We start from the raw sequence: 19,332 nt of genomic DNA, 5'->3' as shown, positions 1-19,332 counted from the left end.
CGGGAATCGTTTTATTCTTTAATACGTTCTTGGTATGTTCCTTTTGTTGTTTCAATTTTAATTTTATCACCTTCATTAATAAATAAAGGAACATTTACACGAGCTCCAGTTTCTACTGTAGCTGGCTTTGTTGCATTCGTTGCGGTGTTTCCTTTAACACCTGGCTCTGTATGCGTTACTTCTAAAATTACACTTGCAGGCATATCTACAGATAAGGGCATATCATCTTCTGAATTGATAATTATAGTTACCACTTCTCCTTCTTTCATTAACTCAGGTGAATCTAAAGCACTTTTTTCTAATGTAATTTGAGAGTAGTCAACTTGGTTCATAAAATGAAAAGTTTCTCCTTCTTTATATAAATATTGAAATTTATGTGTTTCAACTCTAACGTCATCAATCTTTCTTCCTGAAGGAAATGTGTTATCAATTACTTTTCCACTAGTAACACTTTTTAATTTTGTTCTTACAAATGCCGGTCCTTTTCCTGGTTTTACATGTAAAAATTCAACAACTTTATATATGTCGTTGTTATATCTCATGCATAATCCGTTTTTAATATCTGATGTTGTTGCCATTCTGCTTAATCTTTATTTTATTATTAAACTGCTTAATTTTTATAACTTTAAACAATCTTTACTTTTAATTTGCTTTAAAATATCCTTTCATAATTCCGCGATGCGAATCTTTTATAAATTGAATAATTTCATCTCTTTCTGATGTTGCTTGCATTTCTGCTTCAATTATAGCAATCGCTTGAGAGTTATTAAAATTTTTCTGAAATAAAATTCTAAATATATCTTGAATCTCTCTAATTTTTTCAGTTGTATAACCCCTTCTTCGTAATCCTACTGAATTAATTCCTACATATGATAAAGGCTCTCTTGCAGCTTTTACATACGGTGGTACATCTTTACGAACTAAAGAACCTCCGGTAACAAAAGCATGACTTCCTACTGAAGCAAATTGGTGTACTGCTACCATACCTGCTAAAACTACATTATCTCCTACATTAACATGGCCTGCTAAAGTGGTATTATTTGAAAAAATACAATTATTACCTACAAAACAATCATGTGCGATATGACAATATGCCATTATTAAACAATTGTCTCCTACTTTAGTTTTCATTCTATCAGTAGTACCTCTATTTATTGTAACACATTCACGAATAGTAACATTATCTCCTATTTCTACTGTAGTGTCTTCATCGTTGTACTTTAGATCTTGTGGTATTGCTGATATAACAGCTCCTGGAAAAATCCTACAATTTTTACCTATACGAGCACCCTCCATAATAGTTACATTAGATCCAATCCATGTACCAGATCCAATCTCAACATTTGAATGTATCGTTGTAAAAGGTTCTATTACTACATTTCTAGCAATTTTTGCTTGTGGATGTACGTATGCAAGTGGTTGATTCATAAAATTATTGTTTTTTTGCTATTTGCGCCATTAATTCAGCTTCAACAACTATTTTATTATTTGCATATCCATAAGCTTGCATATGACAAATACCTCTTCTTATTGGAGTTATTAATTCTGCTTTAAAAATTAACGTGTCCCCAGGTAATACTTTTTGTTTAAATTTAACATTATCCATTTTCATGAAATACGTTAAATAATTTTCTGGATCTGGTACTGTATTTAAAACCAATACTCCTCCACATTGTGCCATAGCTTCTACTTGTAAAACTCCAGGCATTACTGGTGCTCCTGGAAAATGCCCAACAAAGAAATTTTCATTCATTGTTACATTTTTCATTCCCACTACATGTCTATCAGACAACTCTAAAATTCTATCTATTAATAAAAACGGTGGACGGTGCGGTAAAATCTCCATAATTTTATGAATATCCATTAATGGCTCTTCATTTAAATTAAATGTAGGAACATTATTACGTTTCTCTTTCTTTATAATTTTAGCTAGTTTCTTAGCAAATAGTGTATTTACTAGATGTCCAGGTTTATTAGCAATAACCTTACCTTTAATTCGAGTACCTACTAAAGCTAAATCTCCAATAACATCAAGTAATTTATGACGCGCCGCTTCATTTGCCCAATGCAATTCTAAATTATCTAGAATTCCGTTAGACTTTATTTTAATATCATCTTTTTTAAAGGCTTTCTTTAATTTTTCTGTTGTACTTTCTGATAATTCCTTATCAACATATACAATCGCATTATTTAAATCTCCTCCTTTAATTAAATCATTTTCTAGTAACATTTCAATTTCATGTAAGAAACTAAAAGTTCTTGCTGCTGAAATATTTTCTTTAAAATCTGAAATTTTATCTAGAGTTGCATTTTGGGTTCCTAAAATTTTAGTTCCAAAATCTACCATTGTTGTTACTTGGTACTCTTCTGAAGGCATTAAAATTATTTCACTTCCAGTAGTTTCATCTTTATATGATATAATTTCTTTTACAACATATTCTTCTATTTCAGCATCTTGCTCAACAATACCAGCCTCTTCTAATGCTTTAATAAAAAACTTAGATGAACCATCCATAATTGGTGGTTCTGATGCATCGATTTCAATAAGTAAATTATCAATATCTAAACCTACTGCTGCTGCTAAAACATGCTCTGAAGTTTGAATTTGGACACCTTTTTTCTCAAGATTTGTTCCTCTTTGAGTATTTGTTACATATTCTGCTTTTGCTTCAATAATCGGTGTTCCTTCTAAATCAACACGTTTAAAGGCAAATCCATGATTCACTGGTGCTGGTTTAAATACCATTGTAACTTCATTTCCTGTATGCAATCCTACACCAGATAATGTAACTTCGTTTTGTATTGTTTTTTGTTGTTTACTCATTTTTTATTTTTTGAGCATTGAACTCCTTTTCTATTTTGTGTATTGTTGATGCTAACTTCGGTAAGTTTTTAAAATAAACGTAAGATTTATTATAATCTGAATAACCAAATGCTGGTGTACCTTGGACTACATCTCCGTCTTTTATATTCCTACCAATTCCTGATTGAGCTTGAATTTTCACATTATTGCCTATAGAAATATGTCCAACAATTCCTACTTGGCCTCCAATCATACAGTTTTCACCTATTTTTGTTGAACCTGCTACTCCTGTTTGTGAAGCTATTACAGTATTCTTACCTATTTCTACGTTATGTGCTACTTGTATTTGATTATCTAGCTTTACTCCTTTTCTAATAATCGTTGAACCTAGTGTAGCTCTATCGATTGTAGAATTCGATCCTATATCTACATTATCCTCTATAATTACATTTCCAATTTGAGGTATTGCTTTGTATTCTCCATTTTCATCTGGAGCAAAACCAAATCCATCAGAGCCTATAACACTACCAGAGTGAATCTTACAATTATTTCCTATTTGTGTTTCTGAATAAATCTTTACACCTGCAAAAATAACTGTATTATTGCCTATTCTTGTGTTATCCCCTATATATGAATTTGGATAAATTTTTACATTTTCTCCAAGTATAACATTTTCCCCAATGTAAGCATATGCTCCAACATATTCATTTCCACCTAACTTTGCAGAATCAGCAATGAAATGTGGATTCTCTCGTCCTGTTTTATTATTTTTTGCTTCATTATAAAACTCTAATAACTTTGAAAAAGATTTATACGCATTTTCAACTTTAATTAATGTTGTTTCAATCTTTTTTTCAGGCTCAAAACTTTTATTAACTATTGTTATTGAAGCATTTGTAGTATATATATATGAATTATACTTAGGGTTTGATAAAAAAGTTAAAGACCCACTTGTCCCTTCCTCTATTTTAGAAAGTTTATCTACTTCTATATTAGGATCCCCTACAATCTCACCTTCTAATATATCAGCTATTTGTTTTGCTTTGAATTTCATTATCTGCAAAAGTAATTATTTTTGTTCAATTACATCACCTAAGTAATTTTTATGATTAGATTAAATCATTTTTTTTGGGTAACATAAATAGTATTTTATTACTGGTTTTGTTAAAGCTTTTAAATTTAACTGATCTGATGCTTTGGCTATATCTATTAACTTACCTGTTTTTGAGTAAATTTTTATAGGTTTTTTTGTATTATATGCCTGATGCTTAACTCTGTTAGAAATAACAAAGTAATTTATATTCTCTTTATTTATATGTTCATTTTTTATTACTCTACTTAATATTTCTTTTTGATATTTACTATCAAATGGTTCTTCTTGAAGCTCAATTTTCAATAAATTTCGATGAATAATCATCTTTGCTAAAAATGATAAAACATAATCTTTATGATTAACCCATTCTTTTATAGCTGCCATTACATCATAATCATCTAATTCAGAAAATATATTTAGTGTATCATTTGTAAAATTTTCTTCTGTTATTTTTGTGTATAAAAAATACCTAAAAGCCTTACTTGCAGGTAAATCTATACCTTTCATTGCTAATTCTTTGGCTCTTTTTAAAACGTTTACCAAGGTATTTTCTGCAACTAATCCTGTTTTATGTAAATATACTTGCCAATACATTAAACGCCTTGCAATAATAAATTTTTCAACAGAATAGATTCCTTTTTGTTCTATTACCAATTCATCGTTTACAACATTCATCATTGTAATTAAACGATCTGAAGAAATATTTCCTTCCGCTACTCCTGTATAAAAACTATCTCTTTTTAGGTAATCTAAACGATCTATATCTAACTGACTTGAAATTAGCTGATATAAAAATTCTCTATCATACTTTCCTTCAAAAATTTGTATTGCTAAGCTTAACTTTCCTTTAAACTCTTTATTCAGAGCTTTCATAAATTTTAATGAAATCTCCTCGTGTGTTATACCATTTACAATACTATGTTCTAATGCATGAGAAAAAGCTCCATGACCAATATCATGTAATAAAATAGCTATATACAACGCATTTGCTTCATCATTAGATATTTCTACTCCTTTTGTTCTTAAAATACGTACAGCCTTTTGCATTAAATGCATACAACCAATTGCATGATGAAACCTTGTATGGTTAGCTCCTGGATATACCAAATTAGATAAGCCCATTTGAGTAACTCTTCTTAAACGTTGAAAGTATGGGTGTTCTATAATATCAAAGATTAATGAATTTGGTATTGAAATAAATCCATAAATTGGATCATTTATAATCTTTAATTTGTTCGTTTTTTGACTATTCAAAATATATAAATACTTCTATTTTAAACAAAAGAATCATAATTTATCTACAAAAGCAAATTAAGAAAAGCTTTATTAACGTATTTTTAGCTTTTTAATACACAACAAAAGCACTTTTTAACGTTATTTTTAGTGTAAACATGTAAAAATTAATATGAGGAATATAGATATACTTTGGGTTGATGATGAAATAGATTTATTAAAACCACACATACTTTTTTTAGAAAAGAAAAATTATTCTGTAACTACATCTACAAATGGTGCGGATGCTATTGATTTAGTCGACGAACAAAACTTCGACATTGTTTTTTTAGATGAAAATATGCCAGGTATTACTGGTCTTGAAACTTTATCTGCCATAAAACAAAAAAATGCAAATCTTCCTGTAGTAATGATTACGAAAAGTGAGGAAGAATATATAATGGAAGAAGCTATTGGCTCTAAAATTGCCGATTATTTAATTAAGCCAGTAAATCCGAATCAAATATTATTAAGTTTAAAAAAGAACTTAGATCTTTCTCGTTTAGTTTCAGAAAAAACAACTTCTAATTACCAGCAAGAATTTAGAAAAATATCAATGGATTTAGCCATGGTAAATTCTTATGAAGAATGGAGTGAATTATATAAAAAACTAGTTCATTGGGAACTAGAACTAGAAAACATTAACGACACTGGAATGTTAGAGATTTTAGAGTCTCAAAAATCTGAAGCAAACTCACAATTTTTTAAGTTTATAAAAAAGAATTATCAGAATTGGTTAACTAGCGATGATAAACCTACTTTTTCACATACTTTATTTAAAGATTATGTAGTTCCTAATTTATCAAAAGATCAAGGTGTATTATTAGTTGTTATTGATAATTTACGTTATGATCAATATAGAGTTTTGGAGCCTTTTATAAACAATTACTTTAAAAAAGAAGAAGAACATTCATACTACAGTATTTTACCTACTGCTACTCAATATGCTCGTAATGCTATATTTTCAGGATTAATGCCTTCTGAAATGGAAAAAAGGCTTCCTAATTATTGGAGAAATGATACTGATGAAGGTGGTAAAAACTTATTTGAATCCAATTTCCTTGATGCACAAATAAAACGCTTAAGTCTAGATATTCAACACGAATATTATAAAATAGTTTCATTAAAAAGTGGTAAAGATTTAGCTGACAATTATAATGGTACAAAACAAAACGATTTAACAGTAATCGTTTACAACTTTGTAGATATGCTTTCACATGCTAAAACCGAAATGGAAGTTATTAAAGAATTAGCTGGTGACGATAAAGCATATAGATCTTTAACTGTTAGCTGGTTTAAAAATTCTCCTTTGTATGATATTATTCAAAAAGCTCAAAAATTAGGACAAAAACTTATTATTACTACAGATCACGGTACTATAAACTCTAAAAACCCAACTAAAGTTATTGGTGATAAAAATATTAGTTCTAATCTTCGTTATAAAACTGGTAGAAGTTTAAGTTTTGAAGACAAAGATGTATTTGCAGTTAAAAATCCAAAAGATATTTTTCTACCAACTGTAGCTATAAACAGTCCTTTTATTTTTGCTAAAGAAGATTTATTTTTTGCTTACCCCAATAATTATAATCATTTTGTTAAATATTATAAAAACACCTATCAACATGGGGGAGTTTCATTAGAAGAAGTAATTATACCTTGCTCAATTTACAACCCAAAATAATGAGGTTTTCACTTTTTTTTCTATTATCCTTTCAACTTTTATTCTCTCAAGAGAATGAATTAAGTACAGCTAGTTTAGAGCTAATAAAACAAAAAGTCACGTACGACCCTAGTTATTTTTCAATACCTTATCCAAATGGGGATGTTCCTATGGATAAAGGTGTTTGTACAGATGTTATTATAAGAGCTTATAGAAAATTAGGTATAGATCTTCAAAAAGAAGTACATAATGATATGAAAAACAACTTTTCTCTATATCCTAAAATTTGGGGATTAAAGTCTACCGATAGAAATATAGACCATCGTAGAGTACCCAATTTAATGGCTTTTTTTAGTCGAAAAGGAGTCGTAAAATCTATATCAATCAAAGCAAAAAATTATATCCCTGGTGACATTGTTTGTTGGAATTTACATGGTGGAATTACTCATATTGGTATTGTAGTAAATAAAAAAACAAAAGATAATAAACGATATATGATTGTACATAATATTGGTAGTGGTCAAGTTCTTGAAGATTGTCTTTTTGATTTTAAAATAATTGGACATTATAGATATAAAAACTAAATTTCTTTAACACTTTATAGTTCTTTATTTTTGCATACTATGAACAAAAATTATTCTTTAAACGAATTAAATTTAATAGCCGGAGATATTATAAAAAACGCTCAAAATAAAGTGTTATTATTTCATGGCGATATGGGAGTTGGAAAAACAACATTAATAAAAGAAATATGCAAAGTTTTAGGGGTTGAAGATGTTGCTCACTCCCCTACTTTTTCTCTAGTAAATGAGTATCAAACTAAAATGAATAATACCGTTTACCATTTTGATTTTTATCGAATTGAAGAAGAAGAAGAAGCATATGATATGGGAGTAGAAGATTATTTATACAGCGATAATTGGTGCCTAATTGAATGGCCAGAAAACGTTAAAAATTTACTACCTTTAGATGCTGTTCCTATAAAAATAACACTTTTAGAAAACGGTCAACGAAATATTCAACTATAAATCAACTAATTAAATGGGGTATACTTCACCTTTCACCAAAGAACAATTAATGCCACAACCTGAAATGCTTGAAATACAAAAGCAAAAAGGTGAATTATTTATAGGATTACCTAAAGAGACTCATTTTGAAGAAAAACGTATTAGTTTATCTCCAGATGCAGTATCAGCATTAGTTGCTCATGGTCATAGAATCGTTGTAGAAACTGGCGCTGGAAATGGTGCTAATTATAGTGATAAAGAATATTCTGACGCTGGAGCAAAAATATCGTACGATATTAAAGAAGCTTTTGCTTGTAATATTGTTTTAAAAGTTGAACCGCCATCTTTAGATGAAATAAAAATGTTAACGCCTCAGGCTGTTTTAATTTCTGCTTTACAACTTAAAACTCAAAACAAAAAATACTTTCAAGCTTTAGCAAAAAAACGGATTACTGCTATAGCTTTTGATTATATAAAAGATGAGCATGGTGTATACCCTATAGTGAAATCGTTAAGTGAGATTGCTGGTATTGCATCTATGCACATTGCTGCTGAATTAATGACTACTTCAAATGGCGGAAATGGTTTGTTATTAGGAAATATTGGTGGAGTTCCTCCAAGTGATGTTGTAATATTAGGAGCTGGAACTGTTGGTGAATTTGCTGCTCGTTCTGCTATTGGATTAGGTGCTCGAGTTAAAGTTTTTGATAATTCCATAACTAAACTACGTAAACTACAACACTGTATTCAATCACCAATTTATACTTCTACAGTACAACCAAAAACTCTAGCCAAGGCTTTAATGCGTTGTGATGTTGCTATTGGTGCCATTAGAGGTAAAGATCGTTCTCCTGTAATAGTTACTGAAGGTATGATTGAACAAATGAAAGATGGTGCTGTTATTGTTGATGTTAGTATAGATCGTGGTGGATGTTTTGAAACATCAAAAATTACCACACATAGTAAACCTACGTTTAATCAACACGGCGTTATTCATTATTGTGTTCCAAATATCCCTTCTAGATATGCTAGAACAGCTTCTGTTTCTATTAGTAATATATTTACTCCTTATTTATTAGATATTGCAGAAGAGGGTGGTTTTGAAAATGCTGCGCGTTTTGATAAAAGTTTACGAAATGGCATGTATTTCTATCACGGAATTTTAACTAATAAAACGGTAGCTGATTGGTTTGATTTACCTTTTAGTGATATCAATTTATTAATTTTATAATAAGTTATTTCTTTCTACATGGTAATGAAAACTCAAAACAAGTTCCTTTATCAATATCACTAGAAATTTTTAACTCGGTTTGATGTAATTCCAATATTTTTTTTACAATTGATAGTCCTAAACCGATGCCTTTATTTCTATTATCTATATTAAATTGAGTGTAGCTTTCTAAAATATGTTCTTGATTTGATATACATATACCTTTTCCTGTATCTATTATTTTTAATGTTACATTCTCTTTATTTTCGTCTAAGAGCTTTATAGTAATTTTTCCTCTTTTAGGTGTAAATTTTATAGCGTTTTCAATAATATTTTGAATAGCTCTTTCAATTAATAACACATCAGCATATACTGGTTTTACAGCTTGTTCTTTAACTACCAATAATTCTATTTCTTCCGATGCTGAAATAAGGTTATATCGTTTTTGCAAATCAAGTACTAAATTAGAGATATTAAAAAATTCTTTTTTAACTTCTATTTTTTTCGCTTCAAACTTAGTATGTTCAAAAAGTTCGTTTATCATATTCCCCAAATGACTTGCACTTTTTTCAATAATAGACATAAAAAGAAACCTATCTTTTACTGTTATATTTTCTTTTCTTTTCAAGGTTTCAACATATCCTTTAATAGCTGTTAATGGAGTCCTCAAATCATGTGCTACATCAGCTATAAAATCTTTTCTGAATTGATTTACTTCATTTATATGTTGAATATTAAGTGAAATAGTTTCCGCCATACTATTATAAGTTAATGCCAAAATTGATAGATCAGAATTAGCTGCATTAGGTATTCTACTTGATAAATCCCCTTCTTTAAATTTATTTACATAATAAATTATAGAACGTAAATTACCTGTTAAAAACCAAATACTTATCCAACCAACAATTACAGCAAACAGCATGGTAATCAAAGTAGAACGTACACCTAAATCAAAAAAAAACTTAGTAAATAATTTTTCACAAACTTGCTCATATTTCTGACTAGCCAATACAATATATATATAACCAGAATATCCATTTTTTTCAAAAGAAGCCGCAGAGAATATTTTTTTATTCTCTTTATTTCTAGGATCGTCTCCTAAAATATAAGACTTATTATTGCTTATAAATTCTTTTATTGGTTTTAGATCTACCGATTTAATATTTTTATCATTTTCTGGGTGTTCTAAAACTACTGAGTAAACAATTTCACCTTTTTTATTTAACAAATACACTTCGATAGCTCTATTTACAGCCATCATATCATGCATCAAATCATCAAATAAGTTTTTATTTACCTCACCATTTTCTAAAAAAGGTGAATCCTCTCTAAATTTCTCGTCAACTAAATGTGTTGCTACATTAGCATTTAATTGCTGCGTTGTTTGGCTATAAAATTGTTTTAAAAGAAAAAAAGTAGTGCAAATATATACACCACCTATAATTAATATAATTATAAAAAAAGCGCATTTTATTTTTTTAATTAATTTGTTTGAAACTGTTTTGTGAATATCCATCGGTCAAAGATTTTAATTCTTCATTAAATTTATAACCAACGCCCCAAGAAGTTAATATGTATTTAGGGGTCTCAGTATTTATTTCTATTTTATTTCTTAGTCTATTAATATGTGAATTTACTGTATGTCTATACCCTTCAAAATCATAACCCCATATCAGATCTAACAAAGAATCTCTACTAAATACTTTACCAGGTGTTGAAGCCATTAAAACTAACAATTCAAATTCTTTAGGAGAAAGCTCAATCTTTTTTGAGTCAATTAATACTTTTCGCTGTTCAATATCAATATATAAGTCTTCAAATAATAATCTATCATACGATTCATCTACCTTCTTATTTATTAATACTGTATTTCTTCTAATAACAGCAGACACTCTTGCTAGTAACTCTCTAACACTAAAAGGTTTTGTCATATAATCGTCAGCTCCTAGTTCTAACCCTAAAATTTTATCTATTTCATTGCTTCTAGCTGTTAGCATGATAATTGGTGTTTGTTTATGCTTTCTAATTTTTTTGCAAATTTCAATTCCGTTCAAATTAGGTAATGTTAAATCTAAAACAATTAAAGAAAAACTCTCTTTAAGTGCCATATTTAAACCTTCAATACCATCTATACAGCTTGTTACTTCATAGTGATTATCTACTAAGTTATACTCAATTAATTTAGCTATAGCAACGTCATCTTCAATAATAAGTACTTTTTTCATTTTACAGAATTTCGGGGGATTCGGTAGCTAACTTAAAGAAATATACTGTGATTTAAAAATGATTTTTGTGTGATACTTCTGTGATACTATTAAAAGTTATTTACATCATTAAAATAAAGCTGCAGCATAAAATGAATATTAACTTAATTAAAACACCATGAAAAAAACAGCCTCTAATGATGATATTCTATATGAAAGAAAAATAGAAATAGGTAAGAAAAAATTACATTATCTAAAACCATCAATACAGAAAAAAAACATTAGTAATTTATCTATTCAAGAACAAGTAAAGTTTATTGAATATGGCATAGCACCTTTAGTTCCTCCGAAACACAAAAACATTTTAGAAGCCTTTGAATATTGGGTTTCAAAAACACCTAAAGCTACTGCTGCTATTCATTTAAACAATACAATTAGTTATAAAGAATTAGATAATCAAGCTACCATATTAGCGCTTTTACTAAAACAAAAAGGAATTTCTTCTGGAGATAGCATTGGTTTATATATGCATCGCTCTTTAGATATGTTAATAGGTATTATTGCCTGTTTAAAACTAGGTGCAATTTATGTTCCGCAAGACCCTCGAATTGTTCCTAAAAGCATGCTTAATTCTATATATAAATTAAGTAATTCATCTATTATAATTTCACATTCAGATTATCAGAATCAAGAATTATTTCAGGAACAAATTGAAGTTGTTTTTATAGATAAAGAATTATCAAAAGATATTCATCAACGTTTATATGGAAGTGTTAAACTAATTAATCAAAAAGGAAATACTCCAGATTCTGTATGCTTTGTCTTATTTACTTCAGGAACAACAGGAATACCTAACGGTGTTCAGGTTACTCATAAAAACTTATGCAATATTTTATATACAACACCAGGTAACTTAAATATAAAACCAGGTACTAAAGTAGCTCAAATACTTAATATTTCATTTGATATGGCCGCTTGGGAAATTTTAGGCTGTTTAGGAAATGGAGGTACTTTACTTATTAGAGGTAAAAGCATACAAGATACAGCACAAAAAGCTAATGTTATTATTGCTACTCCAACGGTACTTACAACTATAGACCTAAATAAATGTAAATCAATTGAAACTGTTGCTGTTGCAGGAGAGCCTTGCCCTGAAATTTTAGCTAATAAGTGGGCAAAAGTTTGTGATTTTTATAATTCTTGCGGTCCAACAGAAACTACCATTGTAAACACAATGAAAAAATGTGGTTTAAAAAACAAAGAACTATCCATTGGAAAGCCTACACCTAATAACACAGTTTATATTTTAAATGAAAAACAAGAACCTTGTAAAATTGGAGAAGTAGGAATAATGTGGGCTGGCGGTAATTGTGTAACTAAAGGTTATATAAATAATGGTGAATTAAATAAAAAACGCTATGCCAATGACCCATTTTTAAATAATGGTGATTTGATGTTTAATACTGGTGATTTAGGTAAGTGGAATTCTGAAGGAGAATTAATTCATTATGGAAGAGTTGATGATCAAGTGAAAATCAAAGGTTTCAGAGTAGAACTTGATGCTATTTCAAAAATAATTGAACGCACTACCGACGTAAAAAGAGCTGTTACATTAAAACACCAAAACTTTTTAGTCTCTTTTATTAGTGGAAGATTTAAAAATAAATCTAAAGTTTTAGAAACCTTAAAAAATAACATTTCTAAAGAACTCCCCTATTATTATTTACCAACTGAATTTATTTTCATGGAAGAACTTCCAAAAACCTCTAGGGGTAAAATAAACAAGTCTGAATTAAAGGAGTTTTTAATCTAAATGAAGTTAAAATAAGATGGAAAAAATAATGTTACCTCCGAAAAAAAGCTTTCTATATCGTTTAGGAAAACACCCTTGGTTTATTCCTTATCACAGGTTATTTATACTCATTGTTTTAATTAATGCTGGGATAATGATAAAAGCATTTACAACGTGGAATTGGTTTTCTTTAGAAAACATACAACTAAATAAAATAGCAGAACTTATTTTATACAATTTTACTCTAGCTATAATAATAAGGCAACAGTATGTTATTAATATTCTTTTTAAAATAGCTACAAACGCACCTAAAAAATGGCCTTTAATTATAAGAAGAGTATGTGCTAAAGTATATCACTTTGGTGGATTACATAGCTCTAGTGCTACAATGGGAACTCTATGGTACATCATATTTGTTATATGTTTATATTATAACTATATATATAAACTTCATAACATAAGCATCGTTATTATATTAGTAACAACACTAATACTAAGTCTTTTAATTGGTATAATTATTACCGCATTACCAAAAATGAGAGCTAAATACCATAATCAATTTGAAATAGTTCATAGACTAGGTGGATGGTCTGTTCTGTTTCTCTTTTGGGTGCAAATGGTTTTATTTTTAAGTATGCAGCATTCTTTACATACCATAACAAAAAGTTTAAATTTTTGGATCCTTATAACCTTAACAATAAGTGTAGTATTACCATGGTTACGATTAAAAAAAGTAGCAATTAATATTGATAAGCCTTCAAACCATGTTGCTTTAACTTCTTTTAATTATGGTGTTACTCCATTTGCAGGATCTTCAACAGCATTAAGCAGAAATCCTTTATTAGAATGGCATTCATTTGCCAATGTTCCTTCACCAGAAAAAGATGGTTTTCGTTTAACTATTTCTAGAGCTGGGGATTGGACTGGTAATTTCATTAATGATACCCCTCAAAAAATATGGGTAAAGGGAATACCTACAGCCGGTGTTGGAAATGTAGATAAATTATTTAAAAAAGTTATATGGGTTGCTACTGGTAGCGGAATTGGACCATGTATACCGCATTTACTTTTAAACGAAACCCCTTCTTTGTTAATATGGGCAACAAGAAATCCTGAAAAAACATACGGAAAGGAATTAGTTAATGAAATTAAAGAAGTGCAGCCAAATGCTATTATTTGGGATACTGATGCCAATGGGAAACCCGATTTAGTTAAACTAGCGTATAAGGCGTACATAGACTTCAATGCCGAAGCAGTAATCTGTATTTCAAATCAGAAGCTAACTCAAAAAGTAGTCCATAATATGGAGTATTTAGGGATTCCAGCCTACGGTGCCATATGGGATTCTTAAAACAATAAAACTAAAATTTTAAAAATATGAATGTACTATTTAAACAAATAGATAGGGTTCTTATTGCCCAATTAAACCGTCCTAAAGCTTTAAATGCTTTGAACTCAGAAATCATGCACGAACTATTAATTGGATTAGAAAAATACGATTTAGATCCAAAAATAGGTTGCATTGTACTTACAGGAAATAAACACTTTTTTTGCGCAGGAGCTGATATTAAAGAAATGAATAAAATGAATGCTTCACAAATGATTGAGGTAGATTATTTTAATCATTGGGAACGTGTTAAGAAAATTAAAACTCCCATAATTGCAGCCGTTTCAGGTCATGCTTATGGTGGTGGTTGCGAATTAGCTATGATGTCCGATATTTTATATGCTTCTACAACTGCAATTTTTGGGCAACCAGAAATTAAACTTGGAGTTATACCTGGTATTGGAGGCACCCAAAGGCTTACTAAACTTGTAGGTAAAGCAAAAGCTATGGATATTATTTTAACAGGTAGAAATATTACCTCAGAAGAAGCTAATACAATTGGTTTAGTATCACAGGTTTTCCCAAAAGAAAGTTTTATGGAGTCTGTTATGAATAAAGCACATATTATTTCAAATTATTCAAAAACAGCTTTAAAAACAGCCAAAGAAGCTATTAATCAAGCCTTAGAAACTGGGCTTACTCCTGGTGTAGTTTTCGAACGAAAATTATTTCACTCATTGTTCAATACACACGATCAACAAGAAGGTATGAAAGCCTTTATTGAAAAACGAGTTCCTCAATTTAATATTATAAAATAAAAACTAATAACATGAAAAAATTATATATAACAACAGTAATCATTTTTTTATTTACACTTTCTATTAATTCACAAAAAAATAAAGATACTAAAACCTCTTTTGCAATTATGCCCATACACAATAGTGGTGCAGGTTTTAATAATGTTTTTTTAGGCTCTTATGAATTAAAGCCTCGAAAAAAATTAACTTTTTACAGTGTCTTTTGGGTAAATCCTTCTTTTGGAAATCAAGGAAAAGATTTGTTTTTAGAAACTGGTATTGGCTTAGGTTTTATATCTAAAAATAAAAAATGGTACTTCAATCCTAGTATAGGCTTTGGTCATGGTAAATTATTATCACAAACAGCTGGTACTAAAATAGCAGAAAGTATTATACCTAGTATCTTTTTAGTTCATAATTCAGGTCGTTTCGAGTTTGAAGCTTATACAGCATTTTATAAAAGTTTACGTGGCGAAGGAAATTCACAAGATTTGTTACTAAACTGGTTAATACCAGGTTTTAAAGTTAATAAACATTTATCATTGGGTGGTTTTTACGAACATCTTGGACAAACAAGAGTTGATAATGGAGAAAAAGTAACATTATATCAGTTTTTAGGAGGGTATCTAAAAGCTACTTTAAATAATGGTGTTTGGTTTCGTTTTGCCTTTGGTCCTAATATTTCAAGCGATAATGTCAATGCTGATGAGTTTTATAAAATTCAAGCTTTCATACCTATTTAATTAAATTTTATTGGGGGGATGCTATTAACATTCTGTTAATAGCGACTAAACAGCGTAATCTTTAAAAAGATTACGCTGTTGCATTGGGTATACTTATTTTTATCTATACTTTTGCACCTCAAAATTAAATTATGAATTTGTTAAAACGTTTTGGTTATTATTTTATAGGTTTAGCCTTAGGCTCACTTGTAGTACTTTTTATTTGGAAGGGAAAAGATGTTTCTTTTGAATATGGTATGGACGCTCGTACTTTAAAAACTATTCGTATAAAAAAACGTCTATTTTCTAATAATGCGACGCAAACTTTAATTAATTCAGCAATAGATACAGCCACAATATCTGCTATTTTAAAGAATGGTGATGTAAATTTTGGAAAAAGTAATGCTCGTTTAAAGCCTTGTGCTGAGTATTTTATTACAGGTAAAGACAGTTTAGAACATATTGATATCTATGTTATTAGATGCGATTCTACATCTACTATTAAGACAATAACTATTAATTAACAGTTCTTGTATTTATCATGTAAGCCTACTCCGCTTAAAATCATTGGGATTATTTTTTCTAACCTTTTTAATTTCGTAGCTTCTCTTTTAGCTTCAGAAATATAATCTGCATAATCTCTTTTTTTACTTAACATAAATTTCCCAAAACACTCTTGGAGTTCTTGATTTTTGTCTAACTCTAATTGCAGCTCTATTGGTATTATTAATGGCTTTGTATTTCTCTTTGGCTTTAATTCTTTTCCTTCTTCTGAATTTTGAATAGCTTCTAAAACATATTCTTTTACTAAACTAACATCTATCTCTTCTAACTTATAAAACCTCCATTGACGCATCGCCTTCGTTTTTCCCTCTTGAGCGTTTTCTAAAACTTTTTTATCATCTTTTAAAAAACTACCTTGAAAAAACCATAGTCCACAATAGTTTTTAAATGCAGATAGCCCTAAAATATTTTTATTTTTATACGTGTATACTGGAGCACTCCATTTTATAGCTTCTTCTAAAGGTAATTCTAATAAAACCGAACGCAAGAGATTTAACTCTTGCGTCCATGTATTTTTATCGGTAATATATTGTGTTACTTTATCATTCATTATAAAAAAATATTTTTTAAATAATTTACAATCGTCGTAATAATATTAGTTTGCTATATCACTTGTAAATTTTATACGCATTAAACGCAATTCATCATCATCATAATCTCCATCAAACTCATCTAATGCTTCTTGAATTTTATCTGTCTCAGATTCCATAAAATAATCATGAATCTCTTCTTGTTGATCTTCGTCTAATAAATCATCAACAGCATAATCAATATTTAATTTTGTTCCAGAAAAAACAATCGCTTCCATCTCTTTAATAAGTTCTGACATTTCTAATCCTTTTGATTTAGCGATGTCTTCTAAAGGGAGTTTTCTATCTGTATTTTGAATTATAAATAACTTTAATCCTGAATTTACTCCAGTACTTTTAACTATTAAATCATCAGGACGCATGATATCATTCTCCTTAACATAATCAGTTATAAGCTTTACAAAATCTTTACCATACTTTTTGGCTTTTCCTTCTCCAACTCCATGAACTTTTGATAATTCATCTAATGTAATTGGGTACTTCAATGCCATATCATCTAAAGATGGATCTTGAAATACTGCAAAAGGAGGTACACCTAAACGTTTACCTACATTTTTACGTAAGTCTTTTAGCATTACCACTAATTTGTCATCTACTCCTCCACCTGTTGACTTAGTATTTGTTATTATCGTTCCGTCATCATCTGTATCGTACACATGGTTTTCTGTCATCATAAACGATTCCGGGTTTTCTATAAACTTTTTACCGTTTTCTGTTAACTTTAAAACGCCATATTGCTCAATCTCTTTCCTAATTAAATCTGCTACTAAAACTTGTCTAATAAGTGCCATCCAATAATGATTGCTCTTTTCTTTTCCTATCCCAAAGAAAGGTTGAGCAGTAGTTTTATGAGATTTTAAAAGTGCATTTTCTTGTCCAATTATTGTATTCACAACCTCTTTGGGTTTATACATTTCATTGGTGTTTTTTATTACAGATAATAAAGTGCGAACTTCTTCTTTTGCTTCATGCTTCTTTTTAGGATTTCGCATATTATCATCCATGTCAGCTCCTTCACCAGTTATAGCATCAAACTCTTCACCAAAATAATGAAGTATATATTTACGTCTATTCATAGACGTTTCTGCGTAACCAACTACTTCTTGCAATAATGCATGACCAACTTCCTGCTCTGCAACAGGTTTATTTGCCATAAATTTCTCAAGTTTCTCTATATCTTTATATGAATAAAAGGTTAAACAATACCCCTCTCCTCCATCACGTCCTGCTCTACCAGTTTCTTGATAGTAACTTTCTAAACTTTTTGGAATGTCATGGTGAATTACATAACGAACATCTGGTTTATCTATTCCCATACCAAATGCAATAGTTGCTACAATAACATCACAATCTTCCATCAAAAACATGTCTTGATGCCTTGCTCTTGTTTTTGCATCTAACCCTGCATGATAAGGAAGTGCATTAATCCCATTAACTTGTAATACTTGAGCAATTTCCTCTACTTTTTTACGACTTAAACAGTATATAATTCCTGTTTTTCCTAAACGTTGTTTTATAAAACGAATGATATCTTTTTCTATATCTTTCGTTTTCGGACGTACTTCGTAAAATAAATTAGCTCTATTAAATGATGCTTTAAAAACATTAGCATCACTCATTCCAAGTGTTTTAAGTATATCTTCTTGTACTTTCTCTGTAGCAGTTGCTGTTAATCCTATAATAGGGACATTATCAATCTGCTTAATAATTGTACGTAAATTTCTATATTCTGGTCTAAAATCATGTCCCCATTCAGAAATACAATGAGCTTCATCAATTGCAACAAAAGAAATTGTTTGTCTTCTTAAAAACTCTACGTATTCTTCCTTAATTAATGACTCTGGCGCTACATATAATAGCTTCGTAATTCCTGCCTCTATATCTGATTTCACCTGGGCTATTTCAGATTTATTTAAAGACGAATTTAACACATGGGCAATACCATGGTCTTCCGATATACCTCTAATGGCATCGACTTGATTTTTCATTAAAGCAATTAATGGAGAAACAACTATAGCTGTTCCTTCTTTCATTAACGCTGGTAATTGATAACATAATGATTTTCCGCCCCCCGTTGGCATTATTACAAAAGTGTTTTCATTTTTTAGAATGCTATTTACAACATCCTCTTGTAGACCTTTAAATTGGTTAAAACCAAATATTTTTTTTAATGATCCATACAACTCCGACTGCTCTATATTCATCTCCTAATATCAAAAATTAAAAATGAGAACTAAACTACAAAAAAACTATTACATACATAGAAGAAATTTTCTTTTTATTAAAAAGTT

General features: G+C 29.4%; 18 protein-coding genes. 9 read left to right on the top strand and 9 right to left on the bottom strand.

Annotated features, from left to right (window positions below; all coding sequences use genetic code 11):
* Positions 1 to 11: 11 nt before the first annotated feature.
* The 5 genes from efp to Q0881_RS05825 form a co-directional block, all read right to left on the bottom strand.
* Positions 12 to 578: an elongation factor P gene (efp, locus tag Q0881_RS05845; protein ID WP_299157675.1), complete on the bottom strand. Its 567-nt coding sequence runs from the start codon at positions 576 to 578 to the stop codon at positions 12 to 14.
* Between the two features lie 64 nt (positions 579 to 642).
* Positions 643 to 1,428, bottom strand: a complete 786-nt coding sequence (gene lpxA, locus Q0881_RS05840) for an acyl-ACP--UDP-N-acetylglucosamine O-acyltransferase (RefSeq protein WP_299157673.1) — start codon at positions 1,426 to 1,428, stop codon at positions 643 to 645.
* Between the two features lie 4 nt (positions 1,429 to 1,432).
* Positions 1,433 to 2,824 (bottom strand): bifunctional UDP-3-O-[3-hydroxymyristoyl] N-acetylglucosamine deacetylase/3-hydroxyacyl-ACP dehydratase, encoded by a 1,392-nt coding sequence (locus tag Q0881_RS05835; protein WP_299157671.1) that lies wholly within the window; start codon positions 2,822 to 2,824, stop codon positions 1,433 to 1,435.
* On the bottom strand, positions 2,817 to 3,857 hold the full coding sequence (gene lpxD, locus Q0881_RS05830; RefSeq protein ID WP_299157669.1) for a UDP-3-O-(3-hydroxymyristoyl)glucosamine N-acyltransferase: 1,041 nt from the start codon (positions 3,855 to 3,857) through the stop codon (positions 2,817 to 2,819). Before lpxD ends, Q0881_RS05835 begins: the two co-directional genes overlap by 8 nt.
* Before the next feature lie 60 nt (positions 3,858 to 3,917).
* On the bottom strand, positions 3,918 to 5,150 hold the full coding sequence (locus Q0881_RS05825; RefSeq protein WP_299157667.1) for an HD domain-containing protein: 1,233 nt from the start codon (positions 5,148 to 5,150) through the stop codon (positions 3,918 to 3,920).
* Between the two features lie 151 nt (positions 5,151 to 5,301).
* Between Q0881_RS05825 and Q0881_RS05820 the strand changes: the two genes are divergently transcribed.
* Genes Q0881_RS05820 through Q0881_RS05805 form a run of 4 tightly spaced genes read left to right on the top strand, consistent with a single transcriptional unit; the run spans position 5,302 to position 9,066 of the window.
* The gene (locus Q0881_RS05820; protein ID WP_299157665.1) at positions 5,302 to 6,849 is read left to right on the top strand and encodes a bifunctional response regulator/alkaline phosphatase family protein; all 1,548 of its coding nucleotides are present in this window, start codon (positions 5,302 to 5,304) and stop codon (positions 6,847 to 6,849) included.
* Positions 6,849 to 7,412 (top strand): DUF1287 domain-containing protein, encoded by a 564-nt coding sequence (locus Q0881_RS05815; protein WP_299157663.1) that lies wholly within the window; start codon positions 6,849 to 6,851, stop codon positions 7,410 to 7,412. Before Q0881_RS05820 ends, Q0881_RS05815 begins: the two co-directional genes overlap by 1 nt.
* A 39-nt stretch (positions 7,413 to 7,451) precedes the next feature.
* Positions 7,452 to 7,856 carry a tRNA (adenosine(37)-N6)-threonylcarbamoyltransferase complex ATPase subunit type 1 TsaE gene (gene tsaE / locus Q0881_RS05810; protein WP_299157662.1) on the top strand — a complete coding sequence of 135 codons (405 nt, stop codon included), beginning with the start codon at positions 7,452 to 7,454 and terminating at the stop codon, positions 7,854 to 7,856.
* Between the two features lie 13 nt (positions 7,857 to 7,869).
* Positions 7,870 to 9,066, top strand: a complete 1,197-nt coding sequence (locus tag Q0881_RS05805; RefSeq protein ID WP_299157660.1) for an alanine dehydrogenase — start codon at positions 7,870 to 7,872, stop codon at positions 9,064 to 9,066.
* 4 nt (positions 9,067 to 9,070) lie between these two features.
* On the opposite strand, the gene Q0881_RS05800 is transcribed toward Q0881_RS05805, so the two are convergent.
* Together Q0881_RS05800 and Q0881_RS05795 are read right to left on the bottom strand one after the other, a co-directional pair.
* On the bottom strand, positions 9,071 to 10,561 hold the full coding sequence (locus tag Q0881_RS05800; RefSeq protein WP_299157658.1) for a HAMP domain-containing sensor histidine kinase: 1,491 nt from the start codon (positions 10,559 to 10,561) through the stop codon (positions 9,071 to 9,073).
* The gene (locus Q0881_RS05795; RefSeq protein WP_299157656.1) at positions 10,524 to 11,270 is read right to left on the bottom strand and encodes a response regulator transcription factor; all 747 of its coding nucleotides are present in this window, start codon (positions 11,268 to 11,270) and stop codon (positions 10,524 to 10,526) included. Before Q0881_RS05795 ends, Q0881_RS05800 begins: the two co-directional genes overlap by 38 nt.
* A gap of 157 nt (positions 11,271 to 11,427) precedes the next feature.
* Here Q0881_RS05795 and Q0881_RS05790 point away from each other — a divergent pair, with 157 nt between their 5' ends.
* The 5 genes from Q0881_RS05790 to Q0881_RS05770 all read left to right on the top strand — a co-directional run bounded on the left by Q0881_RS05790 (position 11,428) and on the right by Q0881_RS05770 (position 16,411).
* On the top strand, positions 11,428 to 13,062 hold the full coding sequence (locus tag Q0881_RS05790) for an AMP-binding protein (protein WP_299157654.1): 1,635 nt from the start codon (positions 11,428 to 11,430) through the stop codon (positions 13,060 to 13,062).
* A 16-nt stretch (positions 13,063 to 13,078) separates the two neighbouring features.
* Entirely contained in the window at positions 13,079 to 14,392 is a 1,314-nt protein-coding gene (locus Q0881_RS05785) for a hypothetical protein (protein WP_299157652.1), read from the top strand.
* A 26-nt stretch (positions 14,393 to 14,418) separates the two neighbouring features.
* Positions 14,419 to 15,186 carry an enoyl-CoA hydratase-related protein gene (locus tag Q0881_RS05780; protein ID WP_299157650.1) on the top strand — a complete coding sequence of 256 codons (768 nt, stop codon included), beginning with the start codon at positions 14,419 to 14,421 and terminating at the stop codon, positions 15,184 to 15,186.
* 11 nt (positions 15,187 to 15,197) lie between these two features.
* The gene (locus Q0881_RS05775; RefSeq protein ID WP_299157648.1) at positions 15,198 to 15,908 is read left to right on the top strand and encodes a DUF6733 family protein; all 711 of its coding nucleotides are present in this window, start codon (positions 15,198 to 15,200) and stop codon (positions 15,906 to 15,908) included.
* 131 nt (positions 15,909 to 16,039) lie between these two features.
* Positions 16,040 to 16,411, top strand: coding sequence for a DUF4258 domain-containing protein (locus tag Q0881_RS05770; RefSeq protein WP_299157646.1), 372 nt, complete (start codon positions 16,040 to 16,042; stop codon positions 16,409 to 16,411).
* On the opposite strand, the gene Q0881_RS05765 is transcribed toward Q0881_RS05770, so the two are convergent.
* Both Q0881_RS05765 and Q0881_RS05760 read right to left on the bottom strand, forming a co-directional pair.
* The gene (locus tag Q0881_RS05765; protein ID WP_299157644.1) at positions 16,408 to 17,001 is read right to left on the bottom strand and encodes a DUF1801 domain-containing protein; all 594 of its coding nucleotides are present in this window, start codon (positions 16,999 to 17,001) and stop codon (positions 16,408 to 16,410) included. The genes Q0881_RS05770 and Q0881_RS05765 overlap by 4 nt on opposite strands.
* Positions 17,002 to 17,046: 45 nt before the next feature.
* The gene (locus Q0881_RS05760) at positions 17,047 to 19,245 is read right to left on the bottom strand and encodes an ATP-dependent DNA helicase RecQ (RefSeq protein ID WP_299157642.1); all 2,199 of its coding nucleotides are present in this window, start codon (positions 19,243 to 19,245) and stop codon (positions 17,047 to 17,049) included.
* Between the last annotated feature and the right edge of the window lie 87 nt (positions 19,246 to 19,332).

This window comes from uncultured Tenacibaculum sp. (assembly GCF_947494125.1).
In the GTDB taxonomy this organism is placed as follows: domain Bacteria; phylum Bacteroidota; class Bacteroidia; order Flavobacteriales; family Flavobacteriaceae; genus Polaribacter.
This window is presented reverse-complemented; position numbering and strand designations above follow the sequence as displayed.